Origin of the sequence: Sphingomonas sp. BE123 (assembly GCF_031456015.1) — a bacterium.
Taxonomy (GTDB): domain Bacteria; phylum Pseudomonadota; class Alphaproteobacteria; order Sphingomonadales; family Sphingomonadaceae; genus Sphingomonas.
In genome coordinates this window covers 1,439,220-1,456,402 of record NZ_JAVDTW010000001.1, presented here as the reverse complement: position 1 = coordinate 1,456,402, position 17,183 = coordinate 1,439,220, and the positions used below count along the sequence as shown (strand labels likewise).

Annotated in this window: 14 protein-coding genes; 3 read left to right on the top strand and 11 right to left on the bottom strand. The window is 68.8% G+C overall.

Annotated elements, in window-relative coordinates; all coding sequences use genetic code 11:
- Positions 1-59: 59 nt before the first annotated feature.
- The 5 genes from J2Y54_RS07260 to J2Y54_RS07240 form a co-directional block, all read right to left on the bottom strand.
- Positions 60-1,256: a peptidoglycan DD-metalloendopeptidase family protein gene (locus tag J2Y54_RS07260; RefSeq protein WP_310038170.1), complete on the bottom strand. Its 1,197-nt coding sequence runs from the start codon at positions 1,254-1,256 to the stop codon at positions 60-62.
- A 2-nt stretch (positions 1,257-1,258) separates the two neighbouring features.
- The gene (locus J2Y54_RS07255) at positions 1,259-1,681 is read right to left on the bottom strand and encodes a 23S rRNA (pseudouridine(1915)-N(3))-methyltransferase RlmH (RefSeq protein ID WP_310038169.1); all 423 of its coding nucleotides are present in this window, start codon (positions 1,679-1,681) and stop codon (positions 1,259-1,261) included.
- Positions 1,682-1,787: 106 nt separating this feature from the next.
- Entirely contained in the window at positions 1,788-2,189 is a 402-nt protein-coding gene (rsfS, locus tag J2Y54_RS07250; RefSeq protein ID WP_405052883.1) for a ribosome silencing factor, read from the bottom strand.
- A gap of 13 nt (positions 2,190-2,202) precedes the next feature.
- Positions 2,203-2,856: a nicotinate-nucleotide adenylyltransferase gene (locus J2Y54_RS07245; RefSeq protein ID WP_310038167.1), complete on the bottom strand. Its 654-nt coding sequence runs from the start codon at positions 2,854-2,856 to the stop codon at positions 2,203-2,205.
- Positions 2,820-4,076, bottom strand: a complete 1,257-nt coding sequence (locus J2Y54_RS07240) for a glutamate-5-semialdehyde dehydrogenase (RefSeq protein WP_310038165.1) — start codon at positions 4,074-4,076, stop codon at positions 2,820-2,822. The genes J2Y54_RS07245 and J2Y54_RS07240 overlap by 37 nt, the downstream gene beginning before the upstream one ends.
- Before the next feature lie 72 nt (positions 4,077-4,148).
- On the opposite strand from J2Y54_RS07240, the gene J2Y54_RS07235 reads away from it, so the two are divergent.
- On the top strand, positions 4,149-5,192 hold the full coding sequence (locus J2Y54_RS07235; protein WP_310038162.1) for a DUF3667 domain-containing protein: 1,044 nt from the start codon (positions 4,149-4,151) through the stop codon (positions 5,190-5,192).
- A 3-nt stretch (positions 5,193-5,195) separates the two neighbouring features.
- Here J2Y54_RS07235 and J2Y54_RS07230 read toward each other — a convergent pair whose 3' ends face one another.
- Complete coding sequence (locus J2Y54_RS07230; protein ID WP_310038161.1) at positions 5,196-5,570, bottom strand: hypothetical protein; 375 nt, start codon at positions 5,568-5,570, stop codon at positions 5,196-5,198.
- A 125-nt stretch (positions 5,571-5,695) separates the two neighbouring features.
- Here J2Y54_RS07230 and J2Y54_RS07225 point away from each other — a divergent pair, with 125 nt between their 5' ends.
- Both J2Y54_RS07225 and J2Y54_RS07220 read left to right on the top strand, forming a co-directional pair.
- Positions 5,696-7,396, top strand: coding sequence for a molecular chaperone HscC (locus J2Y54_RS07225; RefSeq protein ID WP_310038160.1), 1,701 nt, complete (start codon positions 5,696-5,698; stop codon positions 7,394-7,396).
- Positions 7,393-9,705, top strand: coding sequence for a J domain-containing protein (locus tag J2Y54_RS07220; RefSeq protein WP_310038157.1), 2,313 nt, complete (start codon positions 7,393-7,395; stop codon positions 9,703-9,705). Before J2Y54_RS07225 ends, J2Y54_RS07220 begins: the two co-directional genes overlap by 4 nt.
- Before the next feature lie 6 nt (positions 9,706-9,711).
- Here J2Y54_RS07220 and ftsH read toward each other — a convergent pair whose 3' ends face one another.
- The 5 genes from ftsH to ptsP all read right to left on the bottom strand — a co-directional run bounded on the left by ftsH (position 9,712) and on the right by ptsP (position 17,180).
- Positions 9,712-11,670 carry an ATP-dependent zinc metalloprotease FtsH gene (ftsH, locus tag J2Y54_RS07215; protein WP_310038155.1) on the bottom strand — a complete coding sequence of 653 codons (1,959 nt, stop codon included), beginning with the start codon at positions 11,668-11,670 and terminating at the stop codon, positions 9,712-9,714.
- A gap of 80 nt (positions 11,671-11,750) precedes the next feature.
- Entirely contained in the window at positions 11,751-12,839 is a 1,089-nt protein-coding gene (gene tilS / locus J2Y54_RS07210; RefSeq protein WP_310038153.1) for a tRNA lysidine(34) synthetase TilS, read from the bottom strand.
- On the bottom strand, positions 12,802-13,755 hold the full coding sequence (locus J2Y54_RS07205; RefSeq protein ID WP_310038152.1) for a tetratricopeptide repeat protein: 954 nt from the start codon (positions 13,753-13,755) through the stop codon (positions 12,802-12,804). Before J2Y54_RS07205 ends, tilS begins: the two co-directional genes overlap by 38 nt.
- Before the next feature lie 76 nt (positions 13,756-13,831).
- On the bottom strand, positions 13,832-14,791 hold the full coding sequence (locus J2Y54_RS07200; RefSeq protein WP_310038151.1) for a RodZ domain-containing protein: 960 nt from the start codon (positions 14,789-14,791) through the stop codon (positions 13,832-13,834).
- Between the two features lie 103 nt (positions 14,792-14,894).
- Complete coding sequence (gene ptsP / locus J2Y54_RS07195) at positions 14,895-17,180, bottom strand: phosphoenolpyruvate--protein phosphotransferase (RefSeq protein WP_310038150.1); 2,286 nt, start codon at positions 17,178-17,180, stop codon at positions 14,895-14,897.
- Positions 17,181-17,183: the final 3 nt, after the last annotated feature.

Below are 17,183 nucleotides of genomic sequence, written 5' to 3'. Positions count from 1 at the left end.
ACCGGAACCGCGTGGCCGCAAAGCGGCAACGGTGGGGCAGGACCGGCAACCCGCCGTTTTCAATCGAGCAGCTGCGCGAGGTCGACCGGACGCCCCTGCCGGCGCAGTTCGACGGTGATCCGCGGTGCGTCGCCGCGCGGCGCACGCCCGATCGGCGCACCCTGGATTAGCGTCTCCCCGACCCGCACCATCACGGCGTCGAGCCCGGCGACCAGCGACGTCCAGCCGCCGCCATGGTCGAGGATCACGATATTGCCATAGCGACGGAAGCGCCCGGCATAGACGACGCGTCCCGCGGTCGGCGCGACCACCTGCGCCTCCGGGCCGGTGACGAGCGTGAGGCCGCGCGCACGCACGCCGGTATCGGACACTTCGCCAAGGCCGGTGACCAGGCGCCCCGCAACGGGCAGGCGATAGGGCGGCGGGCCGGCGCGCACGGGCAGGGGGGCGCCGCGATCGACCGTTTCGGCCGGATCGCCCGGGCGCGGCAGCGGGCCGGGCAGCGCGGCGAGCGCGGCGCGCGTCTGTGCCGCTTCGCCCATGGTGTCCATCAGGTCGACCAGGTCGCGCGCCTGTTCGCCCAGCGCGAGCGCGCGGTCGGATTCGAACATCGCCTCGCGCCGATAGTCCGCCGATTTCAGCCGATGCTCGGCCTCCATCCGCACCAGCGCGATCCGTTCCGCCTGCAGCCGCGCGCGCCCGTCGGCGAGGCTCCGGGCGGCGCGGCCGGCACGCTCGCGCAGCTGACGGGTACGGGCAATTTCGGCGCGCACATCGGCGGTCCGCGCCCGCACGGTCGGCGTGACTGCGCCCAGCACCGCGCGGACATGGACGATGTCGGCGGTCGATCCCGGCTGAACCAGCGCGAGCATGGCCGGCCGGCTGGCGAGCGATTGCAGCGCTGCAAGCAGGCGCAGGATCGGCCCCTGGCGCTCGGCCAGCCGGGTCCGTTGCTGCGCGAGCATGCGGTCGGTGATCGCGATGCGCGCGCGCGCTGCCGCGATGTCGGCCTCGGCCGCCTGGATCTGGGCGGCCAGAGCCGCTTCCCGCGCCTGTGCCTGGCGCGCTTCGTCCCGCTCGCTGGCGGCGGCGCGCTGCAACGCGCGCGCACGCGCCTCGGCAGCGCGCGCCGCTGCGGTCGCGGCGGCAAGCTGGGCGCGCTGATCGGCGGGCGTCGAGGCCGGCCCGGGCACGGCGGCGACGCCGATCCCGGCGGTTGCCACCAGCGCGAAGCCGAGCAGGAGCGTGCGGCGCATGGTCAGCCTTCGCGGTGATAGGGATGGTTGGCGATGATACTGCTCGCACGCCACAGCTGCTCGGCCAGCATCGCCCGCGCCAGCATGTGCGGCCAGGTCGCACGGCCATAGGAAATGAGCAGGTCGGCGCCGGCGCGGGCGGCATCGTCAAACCCGTCGGCGGCGCCGATCAGGAAGCGGGCCTCGCGCACGCCATCCTCGCGCCATGCCTGAAGCCGGTCGGCAAAGACGCGCGAGGCGAGATTCTCGCCCTTTTCGTCGAGCATCACGATTCGCGTACCGGCTTCGACCGCCGGCATCTTCCCGCCGGTATCGGGCAATTCGGTGACGCGCACCGGCCATGACACGCGCTTGAGGTAGCGATCGACCAGTTCGGCCTCGGGACTGCGGCCGATGCGGCCGCGCGCGACGATATGCAGCAGCATCGATCAGCCCCGCATCGCAAGGCCGTTTGCCCGCGCGGGCAGTGCACCCGGCCCCGCGATCCGTCCAAGGGACGGACGCGGGGTGGACCCGGTTGCGGGCTGCACTTCAGGCCGTGCCGGCCGGTGCGCCGTCGCCGAACGCCCACATCCGTTCAAGATTGTAGAAGCTGCGCACTTCGGGGCGGAAAAGGTGCACGATCACGTCACCGGCATCGATCAGCACCCAGTCGGCGGCCGGAAGCCCCTCGACCCGCGGGCTGCGCCCGAACTCGGCCTTGATCTTTTCGGCCAGTTTCTGGGCCATCGAAGCGACCTGGCGAGTCGAGCGGCCGCTGGCGACCACCATGTAATCGGCAATGCTGCTCTTGCCCGCGAGCGGGATCGACACCGTCTCGACCGCCTGATCGTCGTCAAGCGAGGCAAGCACCAGCCGGTGCAGCGCTTCCGCATCCGCGGAGATGCCGCGCGCGGCGGGCGACTGGGCATCGAGTTGAGGGGAAACGGACAAGGGCACTCCTGGGCTAGGGCAATGAGGGTTGAGGCGGCGTGCGGCCGCGATGAACACGCCGGTGCCAGCCGGGGTCGGCGGCGCGCAGGCGGGTCGCCGAAGTCGGGTCGGGGCGGAAGCGCAACAGCACCAGGGCCGGCAAACTCCACTTCGTCCAAGTCTTCGCCTGGCGTGCGGGCCGCACGAAACGCCGCAGCCAGCTCATGGCGGGGCTCGCATGAGCAGCGCGATCATAGCCCGGACGCGCGATTACCGCAATCGGAACCTGTCGCGCGATCGTTCGCCAGCCACGCCACCGGTTGAATTGCGCCAGATTGTCCCCGCCCATCAGCCAGATGAACTGATGGCGCGGATACAGGCGCGTCAGCTTGGCGAGCGTATCGACGGTGTAGCGGGTGTTGAGCCGCTGCTCGATCGCGGTGGGGCGGATCGGCGCGTGACGCGCGACTCGCTGTGCCGCCGCCATCCGCGCGGCGAACGGGGCCATGTCCTGTGCATCCTTGAGCGGATTGCCCGGCGACACCATCCACCACACTTCATCCAGCCCGAGCGCGCGCAACGCATGGAGCGAGATGGCGCGATGGCCGCGATGCGCCGGGTTGAACGACCCGCCGAGGAGGCCGATGCGTTTCAAGGACGCGCCTGTCCGGTCCCGCGCACCACCCATTTATATGTCGTCAGCCCCTCCAGTGCGACCGGGCCGCGGGCGTGGAGGCGGCCGGTGGCGATGCCGATTTCGGCGCCCAGCCCGAACTCCCCGCCATCGGCGAACTGGGTCGAGGCGTTCCACATCACGATCGCGCTGTCGACGCCGTTGAGGAAACGCTCGGCGGTCGCGGCGTCGTCGGTGACGATCGCGTCGGTATGATGGCTCGAATGACGCGCGATATGCGCCATGGCGCCCTCGACACCATCGACCAGCGCGACCGACAGGATCGCGTCGAGATATTCGGTGTCCCAATCCTCCGGCGTCGCCGGGAGCGTGCGCGGCTCGATCGCCTGCACCGCCGCGTCGCCGCGCAGTTCGCACCCGGCATCGGCCAGCGCCTCCAGCACGGGGAGCGGATCGGCAAAGCCGCGGTCGATCAGCAGGGTCTCGGTCGCGCCGCAGATGCCGGTGCGGCGCAATTTGGCGTTGAGCGCCAGCTTGATCGCCATGACCGGATCGGCGGCACGATCGATATAGGTGTGGCAGATGCCGTCGAGATGGGCGAGCACGGGCACGCGCGCTTCTTCCTGCACGCGCGCGACCAGGCTCTTGCCGCCGCGCGGGACGATCAGGTCGATCGCGCCATCGGCCTTGAGCATCGCGCCCACCGCGGCGCGATCGGTGGTCGGGACGAGCTGGACTGCGTCGGCAGGCAGGCCGGCGGCGGCAAGCCCGCGCGCAAAGGCGGCGTGGATCGCGCGGTTGCTGTGCGCCGCTTCCGACCCCCCGCGCAGGATGACGGCATTGCCGCTCATCACGCACAATGCCGCCGCATCGGCGGTGACGTTGGGGCGGCTTTCATAGATGATGCCGATCACCCCGATCGGGACGCGCACGCGGCTGAGCTGCAGGCGGTTGGGCCGCGCGCTCGTGTCGATGACGGCGCCGACCGGATCGGTCAGCGCGGCGACCGCCTCTACCCCGGCAGCGGCCCCCTCCAGCCGCGCCGGATCGAGCCGCAGCCGGTCGAGCAGCGCGCCCGACAGGCCGTTTGCGGCGCCGGTTTCGATATCGCGGGCATTGGCGGCAAGGATCGCATCGGCTTCGGCGCGCAGCGCGGCGGCGGCGGCGCGCAGGCCGGCGGCCTTGACGGAAGTCGGCATCCCCGCGAGCGCGGTGGCGGCATGGCGGGCGCGGGCGCCCATGGCGGCGATCAGCGTGACGGCGGTCTGGTCCATCGCGCTGCGCTATCATGCTGCAACCGCAAAGTCCCTATCGCATGGGCTTTTCCAAGCTGATAGATGCGCTTCATGGGGGAATTCGACGCAGCCGGGGATCTGGTGACGGGAGCGCTGATCGGCCGTGCGGTCGACCATGGGCGGGATGACACGCATGGCGCGCAGGGCGGCATCTGCCTCAACTGCGGCACCGTGCTGGTCGGCCCGCATTGCCACCAGTGCGGGCAGGCAGGGCATGTCCACCGCACGATCGGCGCGATCTGGCACGAAATCCTGCACGGGGTGGTGCATTTCGAGGGAAAGCTGTGGAACACGCTTCCCCTGCTTGCCTTCCGGCCCGGCGAGCTGACCCGGCGCTACATCCATGGCGAGCGCGCGCATTTCGTGTCGCCGATGGCAATGTTCCTGTTTTCGGTCTTCACCATGTTCGCGGTGATGCAGATCATGGGGATATCCCCGCCGCCCGAAGTCGGCGGCAGCTCGCAGTTTCGCGCCGGCCTGGAAACCGGCTGGACCGAATCGGCGCTGCAGAATGCGCGTGCCAAGCGCGCCGCGCTGAACGCGGGCGAGCCTAGGGCAGTGGCGCTGGACCGTGAAATTGCGCGCCTGTCGGGCGAACTTGCCGAACTGCGCAGCAAGCCGATGGCGGGTGGAGCTGCGGCCAAGCCCGTGGTGCGGACCGGGTGGCCGCGGCTCGACAAGGGCATCGCCAAGGCGGAGCAGAACCCGGGACTCGCGCTCTACAAGCTGCAGACCAACAGCTACAAGTTCAGCTGGGCGCTGATCCCGCTCTCGATCCCGTTCGTATGGCTGCTCTTTGCCTGGCACCGCCGCTTTCATGGCTATGACCATGCGGTGTTCGTCACCTATTCGCTGGCGTTCATGTCGCTGCTGTTCATCGCGGTGATGATCGGCGGGGCGGTCGGGGTGCCGGGCAATCTGATCGCCGCGGTCGCGACGTTCGTGCCGCCGGTCCACATCTTTTTCCAGATGAAGGGCGCCTATCGCCAGCGGGGGTGGAAGGCACTGGTGCGCACCGCGATCCTGCTGGTGTTCATCACCTTTATCGTGACGCTGTTCGGGTTGCTGCTGCTGGGCCTTGGCCTGCTGGGCTGAGCTTCAGCCGCGGCAGGGAAAGCGCTTCTTCATCATCGCGTAGAATGCCGATTTGACGCTCACTCCGCGCTGCGCCGGCGGAATCGCCTCGAACTCGGCGATCAGTTCGTTGCTGCCGATCTTTGCCTTGCCCTTGGGCGGAGGGCAGCTGTGCGCCGGTCGTCCTGCGACACGGGCCGTGGCCAGATCGGCGCGATAGGCGTCGGACGCACGCTCCACCTCGGCGCGCAGCAGCTTGATATCGGGCGACCCCAGCGCCAGAAAACCCTTGGCCTTGAGCGCATTCGCCTTGGCCAGAAATTCCGCGACGCTCATCGCCTGCGCCGTCGCCGGCACCAGCATGGCCGCAGCGGCCGTCATCCCGATCAGTGCGCGCATCGATTCCTCCTCCCGCTCCGCCGCGATGAAACAGCATCGCCGGCGTGAACGCCAGTTGAATTCGTCCGCTTCACAGTCGCCGCCCGACCGCTAAAGTCGCCGCGAATCGACGGGGGACTGAACGCATGATTATCGGTATCGACCTCGGCACCACGAACAGTGCCGCGGCGGTGTTTCGCGATGGCCGGGCGGAGCTGATTCCCAACCAGCTCGGCCATTTCCTGACCCCGTCGGCGGTCAGTATCGATGCGCAGGGCGATGTCATCACCGGTCTGGCGGCGCGTGAGCGGATGGCGAGCCATCCCGATGCAACGGTGACCGCGTTCAAGCGGTACATGGGCACCCAGCGTACGACACGGCTGGGCAAGCGCGACTTTGCGCCGGAGGAGCTGTCCGCACTGGTGCTGCGCAGCCTGAAGGCCGATGCGGAGGCGTTTCTGGGAGAAGCCGTGACCGAGGCGGTGATCACCGTCCCGGCCTATTTCAACGACAAGCAGCGCAAGGCGACGCACCGCGCGGGCGAACTGGCGGGGCTGAAGGTCGACCGGCTGGTCAACGAACCGACCGCCGCCGCGCTCGCTTATGGCATCCATCAGCTTGCCGATGAATCGCGCTTCCTGGTGTTCGACCTGGGCGGTGGCACGTTCGACGTGTCGATCGTCGAGATTTTCGAAGGGATCATCGAAGTCCGCGCCTCGACCGGCGACAACCATCTGGGCGGCGAGGATTTCAACGAGCTGCTGGTCGGCCTGATGCGCGAGGCGCATGCCGGCGCGTTCGGCGAGGCCGGACGTGGCGACGATCCGCTGCACCAGAAATTGCGCGAAGCGGCCGAGCGCGCCCGTCGCACGCTGAGCAGCGCGGGCGAGGCGGAGATGCGGATCGTGTGGAACGATGCCGAATATCGCCACAGCGTCACCACCGCGATGTTCGAGGAGGCGGCCAAGCCGCTGATCGACCGGCTGCGCGAGCCGGTGCTGCGCTCGATGCGCGATTCGGGGATCAAGAGCGCGGAACTGTCCGAGATCATCCTGATCGGCGGCGCGACGCGCATGCCGCTGGTGCGCAGCGCGGTGACGCGGATGTTCGGCCGCTTCCCCAATGCGACGGTCAACCCCGACGAGGCGGTGGCACTGGGCGCGGCGGTGCAGGCGGGGCTCAAGTCACGCGATTCGGCGCTCAAGGAAGTCGTCGTCACCGATGTCTGCCCCTACACGCTGGGCGTGGAGGTCGCACGGCGCTTGCCGGGCGGGGGCATCGAGGACGGGCTGTTCGCGCCGATCATCGAGCGCGGGACCGTCATCCCGGCCAGCCGGATGCATGTCTTCAGCACGATGCACGACAACCAGACCAAGGTCGAGTTCGGCATCTTTCAGGGCGAGGCGCGGCTGGTGCGCGACAATGTCGAAATCGGTCGCACGACGGTGCAGGTGCCGCGCGGCCCGGCCGGGCAGGCGGTCGATGTACGCTTTTCCTACGACATTTCCGGCCTGCTCGAGGTCGACATCGTGGTGCCGCGCACCGGCGAGACGGTGAGCCTGACGATCAATGACGGCAATGTCGCCGATCCGGCTGCGCTGGAAAAGGCGCGTGCGGCGCTCGCGGGGCTGAAGGTGCACCCGCGCGACCAGGCCGAGAACAAGGCCGCGATCGCGCGTGGCGAAAAATGTTTCGAGAACTTCCTCGGCGAACAGCGCGCCTGGGTCGACGAGCTGATGGCGCGGTTCAGCGCTGCGCTGGAGACGCAGGATCCGCGCACGATCGAAACCGCGCGCAAGGAGTTTCACGCCGCGCTCGACCAGCTTGAGGGCGAGACCTTCTTGTGAGGCACTGGTGGAAGGTGCTGGGCATCCCGCGCGGCAGTGACCGTGCGACGATCCGCCGCGCCTATGCCGCCCGGCTCAAGACGACCAATCCCGAAGACGATGCTGCGGGCTTCATGGCGTTGCGCGAAGCTTATGAAGAGGCGCTGCGCTGGGTCGATTACCAGCATTTCGACGACTGGGACGACACGCCGGAGGACGAATCCTCCCCGGTCATATTGGTACCGGTCGGCGAGCCGATTCCGCCGCAGCGCGAGGCGCTGCCCGACGCGGAGCCGTTACCACCGCCCGCCCCGCTATCCGACGCCGGCCCTGTTCCCGTTCCCACTCCGGTTCCAGAGCCCGCCGACCCGCTGGCAGCCGAGCGCGCAGCCGATGCGGCCGAGTTCGAGCGCCGCTTCGCCGAGCTTGAAGCGGGGCTGCGCGGGCCGTGGTTCAAGGATCGCGATGCCGTGCGGGCGGCGTTCGACGCGGTGATGGCGGCGCCTGCGCTGATCGAACTCGACCGGCGCGCTCAGGCCGAATACCGGCTCGCCACGCTGATTGCCGACACGATCCCGCGCAGCGACGCGATCCTGCGCCAGGCGATGACGGCGTTCGGCTGGGAGGGGGAGGGTAACCATCCCCCGGCGGTCTGGGCGCTGCGCGCACGGCTCGACGAGTGGCGGCTGATCGCGTCGTTCGGGCGCGGGCACAAGCTGGGCGGCGGCTGGCGCGAACTGACCGACGGCAAGTCTCCGGGCTGGCTGCGGCGGCTGCGCGCACTGCGGCTGGGCGTAGCCGCGCAGGTCCAGCGCCTGTTCGAACTGGCCGATTACGAAGTGCCGGGAATCGCCCATAGCTTTCACCCAAAGGCGGCCGAGTGGTGGCGGGCGCATCTCGATGCACCGCGCTTCGGACCGGTCGAACTCGGGTTGTTGGCACTGGGCGCGGCCGCTGCGCTCGCATTCTTCCTGCTCGGCGCGACGCCGGAGCGGCAGCTCTGGGGCGCAACGGCTGCCGGTGCACTCGGCATTGTCCTTGCGGTGGCGCACTGGCGCTACGTCACGCCGCGGCGCTGGCGCGCGGCGCGGCAGGGGGCGCAGCGCGCGCGCGGCAGCGGCTGGCGCCTCGGCGGCTGGCTGGCGCTGACCGCAGCCGCGATCGCCGCGCCGGCGACGCCATGGATTGCCGGCGGCCTTGCCGCTGCCTTTCTCATTCTCGCAATCGCCATCTTCGTGCTCGACGGCGGCGAAGAGGGCGCGGGTCCTGGGTGGCAGCGTACGGTGGTGCTGGCGGTGGTGGGTGCGTTTATCGGCCCCGCCTTTTTCGCGATGACCGTGGCGGAACAGGCGCTGACCATCCTGTTCGCGCTTTCGTCCGGCGTGATCGGGATGTCGGCGCGGCAGGCCATTGCCCGCCTGATCGCGCCGCGGCCGGTGCTGATCGCGCTCGGCATCATGATCGCCCTGATCGGCGGGGCGATCGTGCGCAGCGAATGGATGCCGGGCACGCCGCTGATCGCATGGGGAGCCGCGGCGGGAACGTCGCTGGTGCTGATGAGCGGGCTGCGTGCGGGCGATCCCGACGGGCGCGGCGGCGCGGTGGCGACGCTTGCCAACATGCTGCTCTGGGCGATCATCGTCATCGCAGCAGTCATGTCGGCCCCTGAGCGGCGCAAGGAGGGCGTGCCGCCGCCGACAATTTCGGTGGTTCCATCCGATCCGCTCAAGGCACTGGAAGCGTCCGAGCCGGGGTTCCGCGCGCTCCAGTCGGGTAACCCCAAACTCTATGCCGAGGTGCGGGCGATCACCCAGGCGATTGCCACGCGCAAGCGCGATGCGCGTGAGGGCTATCGCGCGATCGATGCGCTGGTGAACAAGGCCTATCAGACGCGGCTGCCGCTGGTGGGTTCCGCACTGATCGCGGCGGAGATGGACATTCGCCTCGCCCGGCTGCGCGAGCTGCGCACGGCGGACGTGCGCGCCTGTGCCGGGGATGGCGCCGAGTCGGCCGAATCGCTGAGCCGCGCGTTTCGCGACCGCCATTACGCGCATGCGCTGCGCGTGGCGGGGGCGCCGCTCCAGGTACTAAGCGAACTGACCAAGGGACGCGAGATTTCGGGGCTGGAGCTGTTCCGCTTCGCCACCAATGGCGACACCGCCGCGGCCGACCGGCTGGCCAAGGCACTGGAGGGCAAGGATCCGGTCGCGAAATGCGCCGCGCGCATCGCGATGCTGGAGGCGCTGGTCGCCCAGCCCGATATCGATATCGCCAAAACGATGCGGCCCGCGCTCATCACGCGGGCCACACCCAAGTCAGAGAAGAAGTAGCGCCGGTCAGGCGCCCTGCGGCGCCGGGTTGCCGAACGGCCCCTTCGGGCGGCGCGTCTTGGGGATCGACGTTCCGGTGACCGGGACCGGGCCCTTGATCGTCGACGGATCGGGGCGCCCGATATCGCCGTCCGACAGCAGCTTCTTGATCTCGTCGCCCGACAGCGTCTCATATTCGAGCAGCGCGCCGGCCAGCGTGTGCAGCTGGTCGATATGCTCGGTCAACACGTCGCGCGCGCGCTTGAGGCCGCCCTCGACCGTCGCCTTGATCTCATGGTCGATCAGCTGCTGGGTCTCGTTCGACATGTGGCGCGGCTGCGAGGCCGAATAGCCGAGGAAGCTTTCGCCCTCGGGCTGGGCATATTCGACCGGCCCCAGCTTGTCGGACATGCCCCACTTCGTGATCATGTCGCGCGCCAGGCCGGTAGCATATTGGATATCGCCGCTCGCGCCCGACGACACCTTGTCATAGCCGAAGATGATTTCTTCGGCCACGCGCCCGCCCATGGCGACGGCGAGGTTCGCGTACATCTTGTCGCGGTGATAGCTGTAGCTGTCACGCTCCGGCAGGCGCATCACCATGCCCAGCGCGCGGCCACGCGGGATGATCGTCGCCTTGTGGATCGGATCCGATGCCGGTTCGTGCAAGCTGACGATGGCGTGGCCGGCTTCGTGATAGGCGGTCATCCGCTTCTCGTCGTCGGTCATCACCATCGAACGCCGTTCGGCGCCCATCATCACCTTGTCCTTGGCCTCTTCGAACTCGCTCATCGCGACCAGGCGCTTGCCCTTGCGCGCCGCCATCAGCGCCGCCTCGTTGACGAGGTTGGCAAGGTCGGCGCCCGAGAAGCCCGGCGTGCCGCGCGCGATCACGCGGGCATCGACATCGGGCGCCAGCGGCACCTTCTTCATATGGACCTGCAGGATCTTGACGCGGCCTTCAATGTCCGGGCGCGGCACGACGACCTGACGGTCGAAGCGGCCCGGGCGGAGCAGCGCGGGATCGAGCACGTCGGGGCGGTTGGTCGCCGCGACGATGATGATGCCTTCGCTCGCCTCGAACCCGTCCATTTCGACAAGGAGCTGGTTGAGGGTCTGTTCGCGCTCGTCATTGCCGTTGCCAAGGCCGGCGCCGCGATGGCGCCCGACCGCGTCGATTTCGTCGATGAAGACGATGCACGGCGCGCTCTTCTTGGCCTGTTCGAACATGTCGCGGACGCGAGACGCGCCGACACCGACGAACATTTCGACAAAGTCCGAGCCGGAGATGGTGAAGAACGGAACGCCTGCCTCACCCGCGATCGCGCGGGCGAGCAGCGTCTTGCCGGTGCCGGGCGAGCCGACCAGCAGTGCGCCCTTGGGAATCTTGCCGCCGAGGCGCGCGAATTTGGTCGGATCCCGCAGGAATTCGACGATTTCCTGCAGCTCCTCACGCGCTTCGTCGATGCCGGCAACGTCGTCGAACGTGACCTTGCCTTCCTTTTGGGTCAGCAGCTTGGCGCGCGACTTGCCAAAGCCCATCGCGCCCGAGCCGGAACCCTTCTGCATCTGCCGCAGCACGAAGAAGGCGATGCCGAGGAACAGCAGGAACGGGAGTGCCTGGACCAGCACATATTGCCAGATCGACGGGCCTTCCTCGGGCCGCGCGCTGATCGTCACGCCCTGCTTGCGCAGCGTCGGGATCAGGTCGGGGTTGGCGACGGCATTGGTGCGGAAGCGCGTGTCATTGTCCATCGTGCCGGTGATGACACTGCCGGCGACATTGACCTCCTTCACCTGGCCTTGCTCGACCTTGTCGAGAAACTCGGAATAGGCGATCGTCGTGCCGGTGTTGCTGGTGCCGGGCGCGCCGACCATGTTCACGAACAGCGCCAGCGCGGCGAGGATGCCGACCCAGACGAGCAGGCTCTTCATCCACGGATTGCCGTTATTGTCGGGACCCTGGGTCTTGTTGTCGTCGCTCATATGTCGTCCGTACCTTCCTGACCGCACAAGATAGGCGTCCGCAGGTTAATGGCAATGGAACAGGCGACGCTTTGGGTCGATCAGTGTGATCGACGCGGTGGTGCTTCGCGAAAGGTCCAGACGGTCCCGCGTGGGCGCACGATCACACCGGCCTGCGTTGTCGCTGCGCCCGCCTCCAGCGCGTCGAGCAGCGCTTCGATATTGGTGCTGTCGGACCAATTGCCCTCCGTCACGCTCGCGACCAGCCGGACATAGCCGATCGCGTCCCGGGCCAGTCGCCGCTTCAGTTCGCGCGGCAGACCGGCCATGTCGATTCGCCGTTCGTCCGCGTCGGAAGCCAGGGTCCGCTCGGTCGCAATCCAGTGCATCATCGCGGCCAGCGCCGCGTCGCTTTCTTCGCAACTGCGCGCCGAGCGCGCCAGCGCGACCGGGTCGAGCCAGGGGTTTTGCGCGAGCAGCTGCCGCATGCGGACACGATCGAAGCGGTCATCCGCATTGCTGGGGTCATCGACGAAGGGGATCGCGGCCTGCGCGGCAATCGCGCGCAGTTCGGCGCGCCGCCAGCCAAGCAGGGGGCGCACGACCGTAACCCCGTCGACATCCGCGACTGCCGCCACGCCGGCTTTTGGATAGCCCCTGTGCCAGCGGTGCCGTTCCCAGCGCCAGCGCGTGCGGATGCCGCCAAGGCCTCCCGGACCCGACCCACGCCGCGCGCGCATCAGGAACGTCTCGGCCTGGTCGTCGCAGTGATGCGCGGTCAGCAGCGCGTGCGCCCCCAGTTCGATGGCCCAGTGGCCGAGCAGGTCATAGCGCAGGTGACGCGCATCTGCCTGAACATTCGATCGAAAGATGCGCCGCGGTGGCCGGAGGGTCGTGTGCGGAATGCCAACCGTCGCGCACCAATCGGCGACCATTCGCGCCTCAGCGGCGCTCGCGGATCGCAACCGATGATCGACCGTCGCCGCCGCCACGCGTCCCGGAAACCCTGCATGAGCCAATGCAAGCATGGCCATGCTGTCCGGCCCACCGGACACCGCGAGCGCCAATGTCCCTTCTGTAGCCGCGCCCAGAGCTGCCTCAATGTCGCGCCGAAACCGCTCGACCCATGCCGGATCGAGCGGGCTCAGTGCGTCACTTGCACTTGCTGGCGGAACGGCCGGTGGCGACATCCATCTTCATCGCTTCGGACATGCGGTCGCCATAGACGTCGGTCAGCTCGTCATAGACCTTGCACACTTCGCTCGCCGGCTTCTTCATCTTCACCAGTGCCTGGGCGAGATAATAGAGCGAGTCCGGCGCGCGCTCGCCATTGGGCATCTTCTGATAGTTTTCGAAGAAGGCGGTCGCGGCGAGTGCCGGCTTGCCCTGATCGAGCAGGGCGCGGCCGAGCAGGTTCTGCGCATAGCTGGCGCGGCGGTGCTTGGGATGCTTCTGCACCACGCTGCGCAGCTCGACGATTGCCTTGTCATACTGCTTCGCCTGCCACAGGCGGAAGCCATAGACATAGGCGTCCTCGGCCGGATCGTCGGTCTTGGGCCGCTCGATCCCTGCCACCGGTGCGGTCGGCGCGGGCGCCGTCGCGGTCGGTGCGGGGGTGGCCGGGCGCGGCGTCGCCGGACGCGGCGTCGTCGCCGGGGCGGTGCCGATCCCGGGGACCGGCGCTGACCCGCCAATAGCGGTGGCGCCGTCTTCGAGCGCCTTGAGCCGCGCATCGGTCGACCGCTTGTAGGCGGTGAACGCTTCTTCGAGCTGGCGCAGGCGATACTGGCTCTGTTCGATCTGGCCGGTCAGCGTCGACAGCTGGGCTTCAACGGCGTTCACGCGCGCGGTCAGGTCGGTGACCACGCCGCTTGCCGGAATGCCCGGCGCCGGGCCGCTCCGGTCGGGGGCAGTGATTTGCGGTTCGACCGTCTGACCGGCCCCGCCGGGGAATACCTTGCGCTGGACCGCGCGCATTTCGCGCTCAAGCCGGTCGACGCGCCCCTCGATCCCGTCACGACCGGTCTGCGCCCCCGCCGGAAGCGCCAGCGCGGCGACGCTCGCCAGCACCACCGCCATTGCCGTACCCTTGCTCACAAAACGCATGCTTGTCCCCACCCGCGATATCCTTCGCTAGACCTTCTATAGCACCAAAATTGCGCCGGTGATGCTGACCCCAGCCTTAAGCCGCTGGCGTCGCCACCGGCTCCGGTTGCACCACGGCCGGCGGCGGCGTTGCCGTCGGTGCCGCGGATGGCCGGGCCGCCGGCGTACGCACCGCCGCCGGGGTCGATCGCGCCGTCGGCGTCCGCTGTGGCGCCGGGCGCACGGCTGCGGCAGCGGGCGTCGCGGTCGACGACGGCGCCGCCGTCACCGGCTGGCCGCGCGCGCGCAGCGCATCGGCGCTGATCGCGACATCCTTGATCGCCACGCCCGCCCGTCCGAGCGGCGCCACTTCGGCCCCGTCGATCAGCACCTGAACCGCCTCGGGGCGGCCAAGGTTGATCATCGGACCGGCGGCGTCGGTCGGCACGTCATAGCGTTCACCGGTCGCCATTTCCTTTTCGAACAGGCGCGTTCCGGCACTGTCATAGACCCGCAGCCACACCGGCTGGGTCGCGACCAGCGTTACCTGGCCTGCGCCGGCCGGGGTCGCGGCAGCGCTGGGCACCGGTTCGGGCGTTGCAACTGCGGTCGGCGCCGGTTCGGGCGTGGCGACCCCGCCGCGGAACAGGTCGGTGCCGTACCACAGCCCGACAGCCGCAAGCAGCAGCACCGCGATGACCGCACCCGCCCAGACCAGCCCGCTCGGCGGTTCGCGCACCGGGTCTTCCGGGTCGTAGCTTTCATAGACTTCGCGCGCGGCAAAGGTGTCGGCAGTCTCGCTGCGCAACGCCCGGGCGAGCGCGACCTCGTCCGCGCCGACGGCCCGGGCATAGGCCTTGACGAAGCCGATTGCATAAGTGGGCGAGGGGAGACCGGAATAGTCCGACGCCTCGATCGCGGCGAGGTGGCGCAGCGGCACGCGCGTCCGCGCCGCAATGTCGGCGAGTTCAAGTCCCTGCGCCAGGCGAATGTCGCGCAATTTCTCCCCGACCTTCACCGGAAACAGGTTCGGGCTGTCGCCCGCTTCGCCGCTCATTCAAATCCCTCCGCTGGCCGCATGGTCGCCGCGTTCTTGCATGTCTTAATGGCGTGTCAACGTTCGCACTACTCGAAAAGCCGGGGATTGGCCGACTTTCGGGTCATGCCAGCTCGACGCCATGGTCGGCGGCCCAGCCCTCCAGCGCAGCGCGCATGTCGCGCGGCGGCGTGGCGAGCAGGCCCTGCATCGCCGTGACCAGCGCGCCATGGTCGAGGCTGCGGACCATCGCCTTGACCGGCCCCACCGCCGCCGGGGTGATCGACAGGCGGTCGATGCCAAGCCCGATCAGCGCCATCGCCTCTAGCGGCCGCCCGCCCATCTCGCCGCACACCGCCACCGGGACGTTCGCGGCATGTGCCTCGCGCGTCACGCGGCGCAGGAAGCGCAGGATCGACGGGCTCAGCCAGTCATAGCGCACCGCCAGCTTGGGGTGGGCGCGGTCGGCGGCGAACAGGAACTGGGTCAGGTCGTTGGTGCCGATCGACAGGAAATCGATCTGGGGCAGCAGGATGTCGAGCACCTCGGCCAGCGCCGGCACTTCGAGCATCGCGCCGTAGCGGACGTGCAGCGGCAATTTGTGTCCGCGCGCCTCCAGCCAGGCACGCTGTGCCTCGAAGATCGCACGCGCCTGTTTGAACTCCCAGGGTTCGGACACCATCGGGAACATGACGCTGAGCGTGCGCCCGGCAGCGGCTTCGAGCAATGCGCGTGCCTGAATCTTCATCAGGCCCTCGCGATCGAGCGCCAGCCGGATCGCGCGCCAGCCCATGGCGGGATTCTCCTCCTCGCCATTCTCGTCATGGTCGAGATAGGGCAGCGCCTTGTCGCCGCCGATATCGACGGTGCGGAAGATGACGGGGCGGTCGCCCGCCGCCTCCAGCACGTCGCGATACAGGCGCTTCTGCCCCTCGCGCTGGGGCAGGGTGGCGGATACGAGAAACTGGAATTCGGTGCGGAACAGCCCGATCCCGTCGGCGCCGGTCAGGTCGAGCGCGGCGACATCGTCGCGCAGCCCGGCATTGACCATCAGCGTCACGCGATGATCGTCGCGCGTCACCGGCGCCTGATTGCGCAGCGCGGCAAAGGCGGCGCGACGCTTCTGCGTGACCAGCAGCTTCGCCTCGAACACCTCTTCCATCGCCAGCGTCGGGCGGACGATCAGGCTTTCCTCGGTCACGTCGAGCAGCAGCCGGTCGCCTTCGGCCACCAGGCGGCGGACATCCTTGACCCGGCCCAGCACCGGCACGCCCATTGCGCGCGCGACGATGGTGACGTGCGCGGTCAGCGACCCTTCCTCGAGGATCACGCCCTTGAGCCGGCGGCGGTCATATTCGAGCAGTTCGGCCGGGCCCATGTTGCGCGCGATCAGGATCGAATCCTGCCGCAGCCCCAATTGCGCCGCGGTGCCGAGCTGGCCCGACACGATGCGCAGCAGCCGGTTGGACAGATCTTCCAGATCGTGCATCCGGTCGCGCAGCAGCGGATCGTCGATCTGCCGCATCCGCATCCGGGTGCGCTGCTGCACGCGCTCGATCGCCGCCTCGGCGGTCAGGCCGCTGTCGATCGCCTCGTTGATGCGACGGCCCCAACCCTCGTCATAGGCGAACATCTTGTAGGTCTCGAGGATCTCCTCATGTTCGCCGCCGACGCCGAACTCGGCCTGGCTGGTCATGCGGTCGATCTGTTCGCGCATCTTGTCGAACGCGGCATAGACGCGGTGACGCTCGGCCTCGGTATCCTCGGCCACCGTATGTTCGATGGTGATGCGTGGCTGGTGGAACACGGCGGCGCCTGCGGCCATCCCCTCGACCAGCTTGAACCCGGCGATGCGCGCGGTCGCGGTCGGCTGGGCGCGCGTGGATCCGCCCGCGCTCGTGTCAGCGCTGTCGATCAGCCCGGCATTGGCGATCAGCTCCGACAGCACCATCGCCACCGTCTGCAGCGCCTCGATCTCCACCTCTTCATACTTGCGCGGATCGGCATGTTGCACGGCAAGCACGCCGACCGCGCGTTCCTTGCGTATGATCGGGACGCCGGCAAAGCTGTGGAAGCGCTCTTCGCCCGTTTCGGGGCGATACGCGAAATCGGGGTGGGCGGCGGCTTCGTCGAGGTTCAGCGTCTCGACGTTCTTGGCGATCGTGCCGACCAGCCCCTCGCCCAGCGCGAGCTTGGTGACATGCACCGCCTCCTGCGCCAGGCCGCGGGTCGCGAACAGCTCGAGCACGCCTTCGCGCAGCAGGTAGATCGAACAGACTTCGCTGCGCAGCGACTCCCCGATGATCTCGACCACGGCGTTCAGCTTGGACTGGGCCGGGGTGCGCGACGCCATCACGTCGTGCAACCGCGTCAGGATTTCTCGGGCGGAGGCGGCGGCGGAAACGGGCATAAG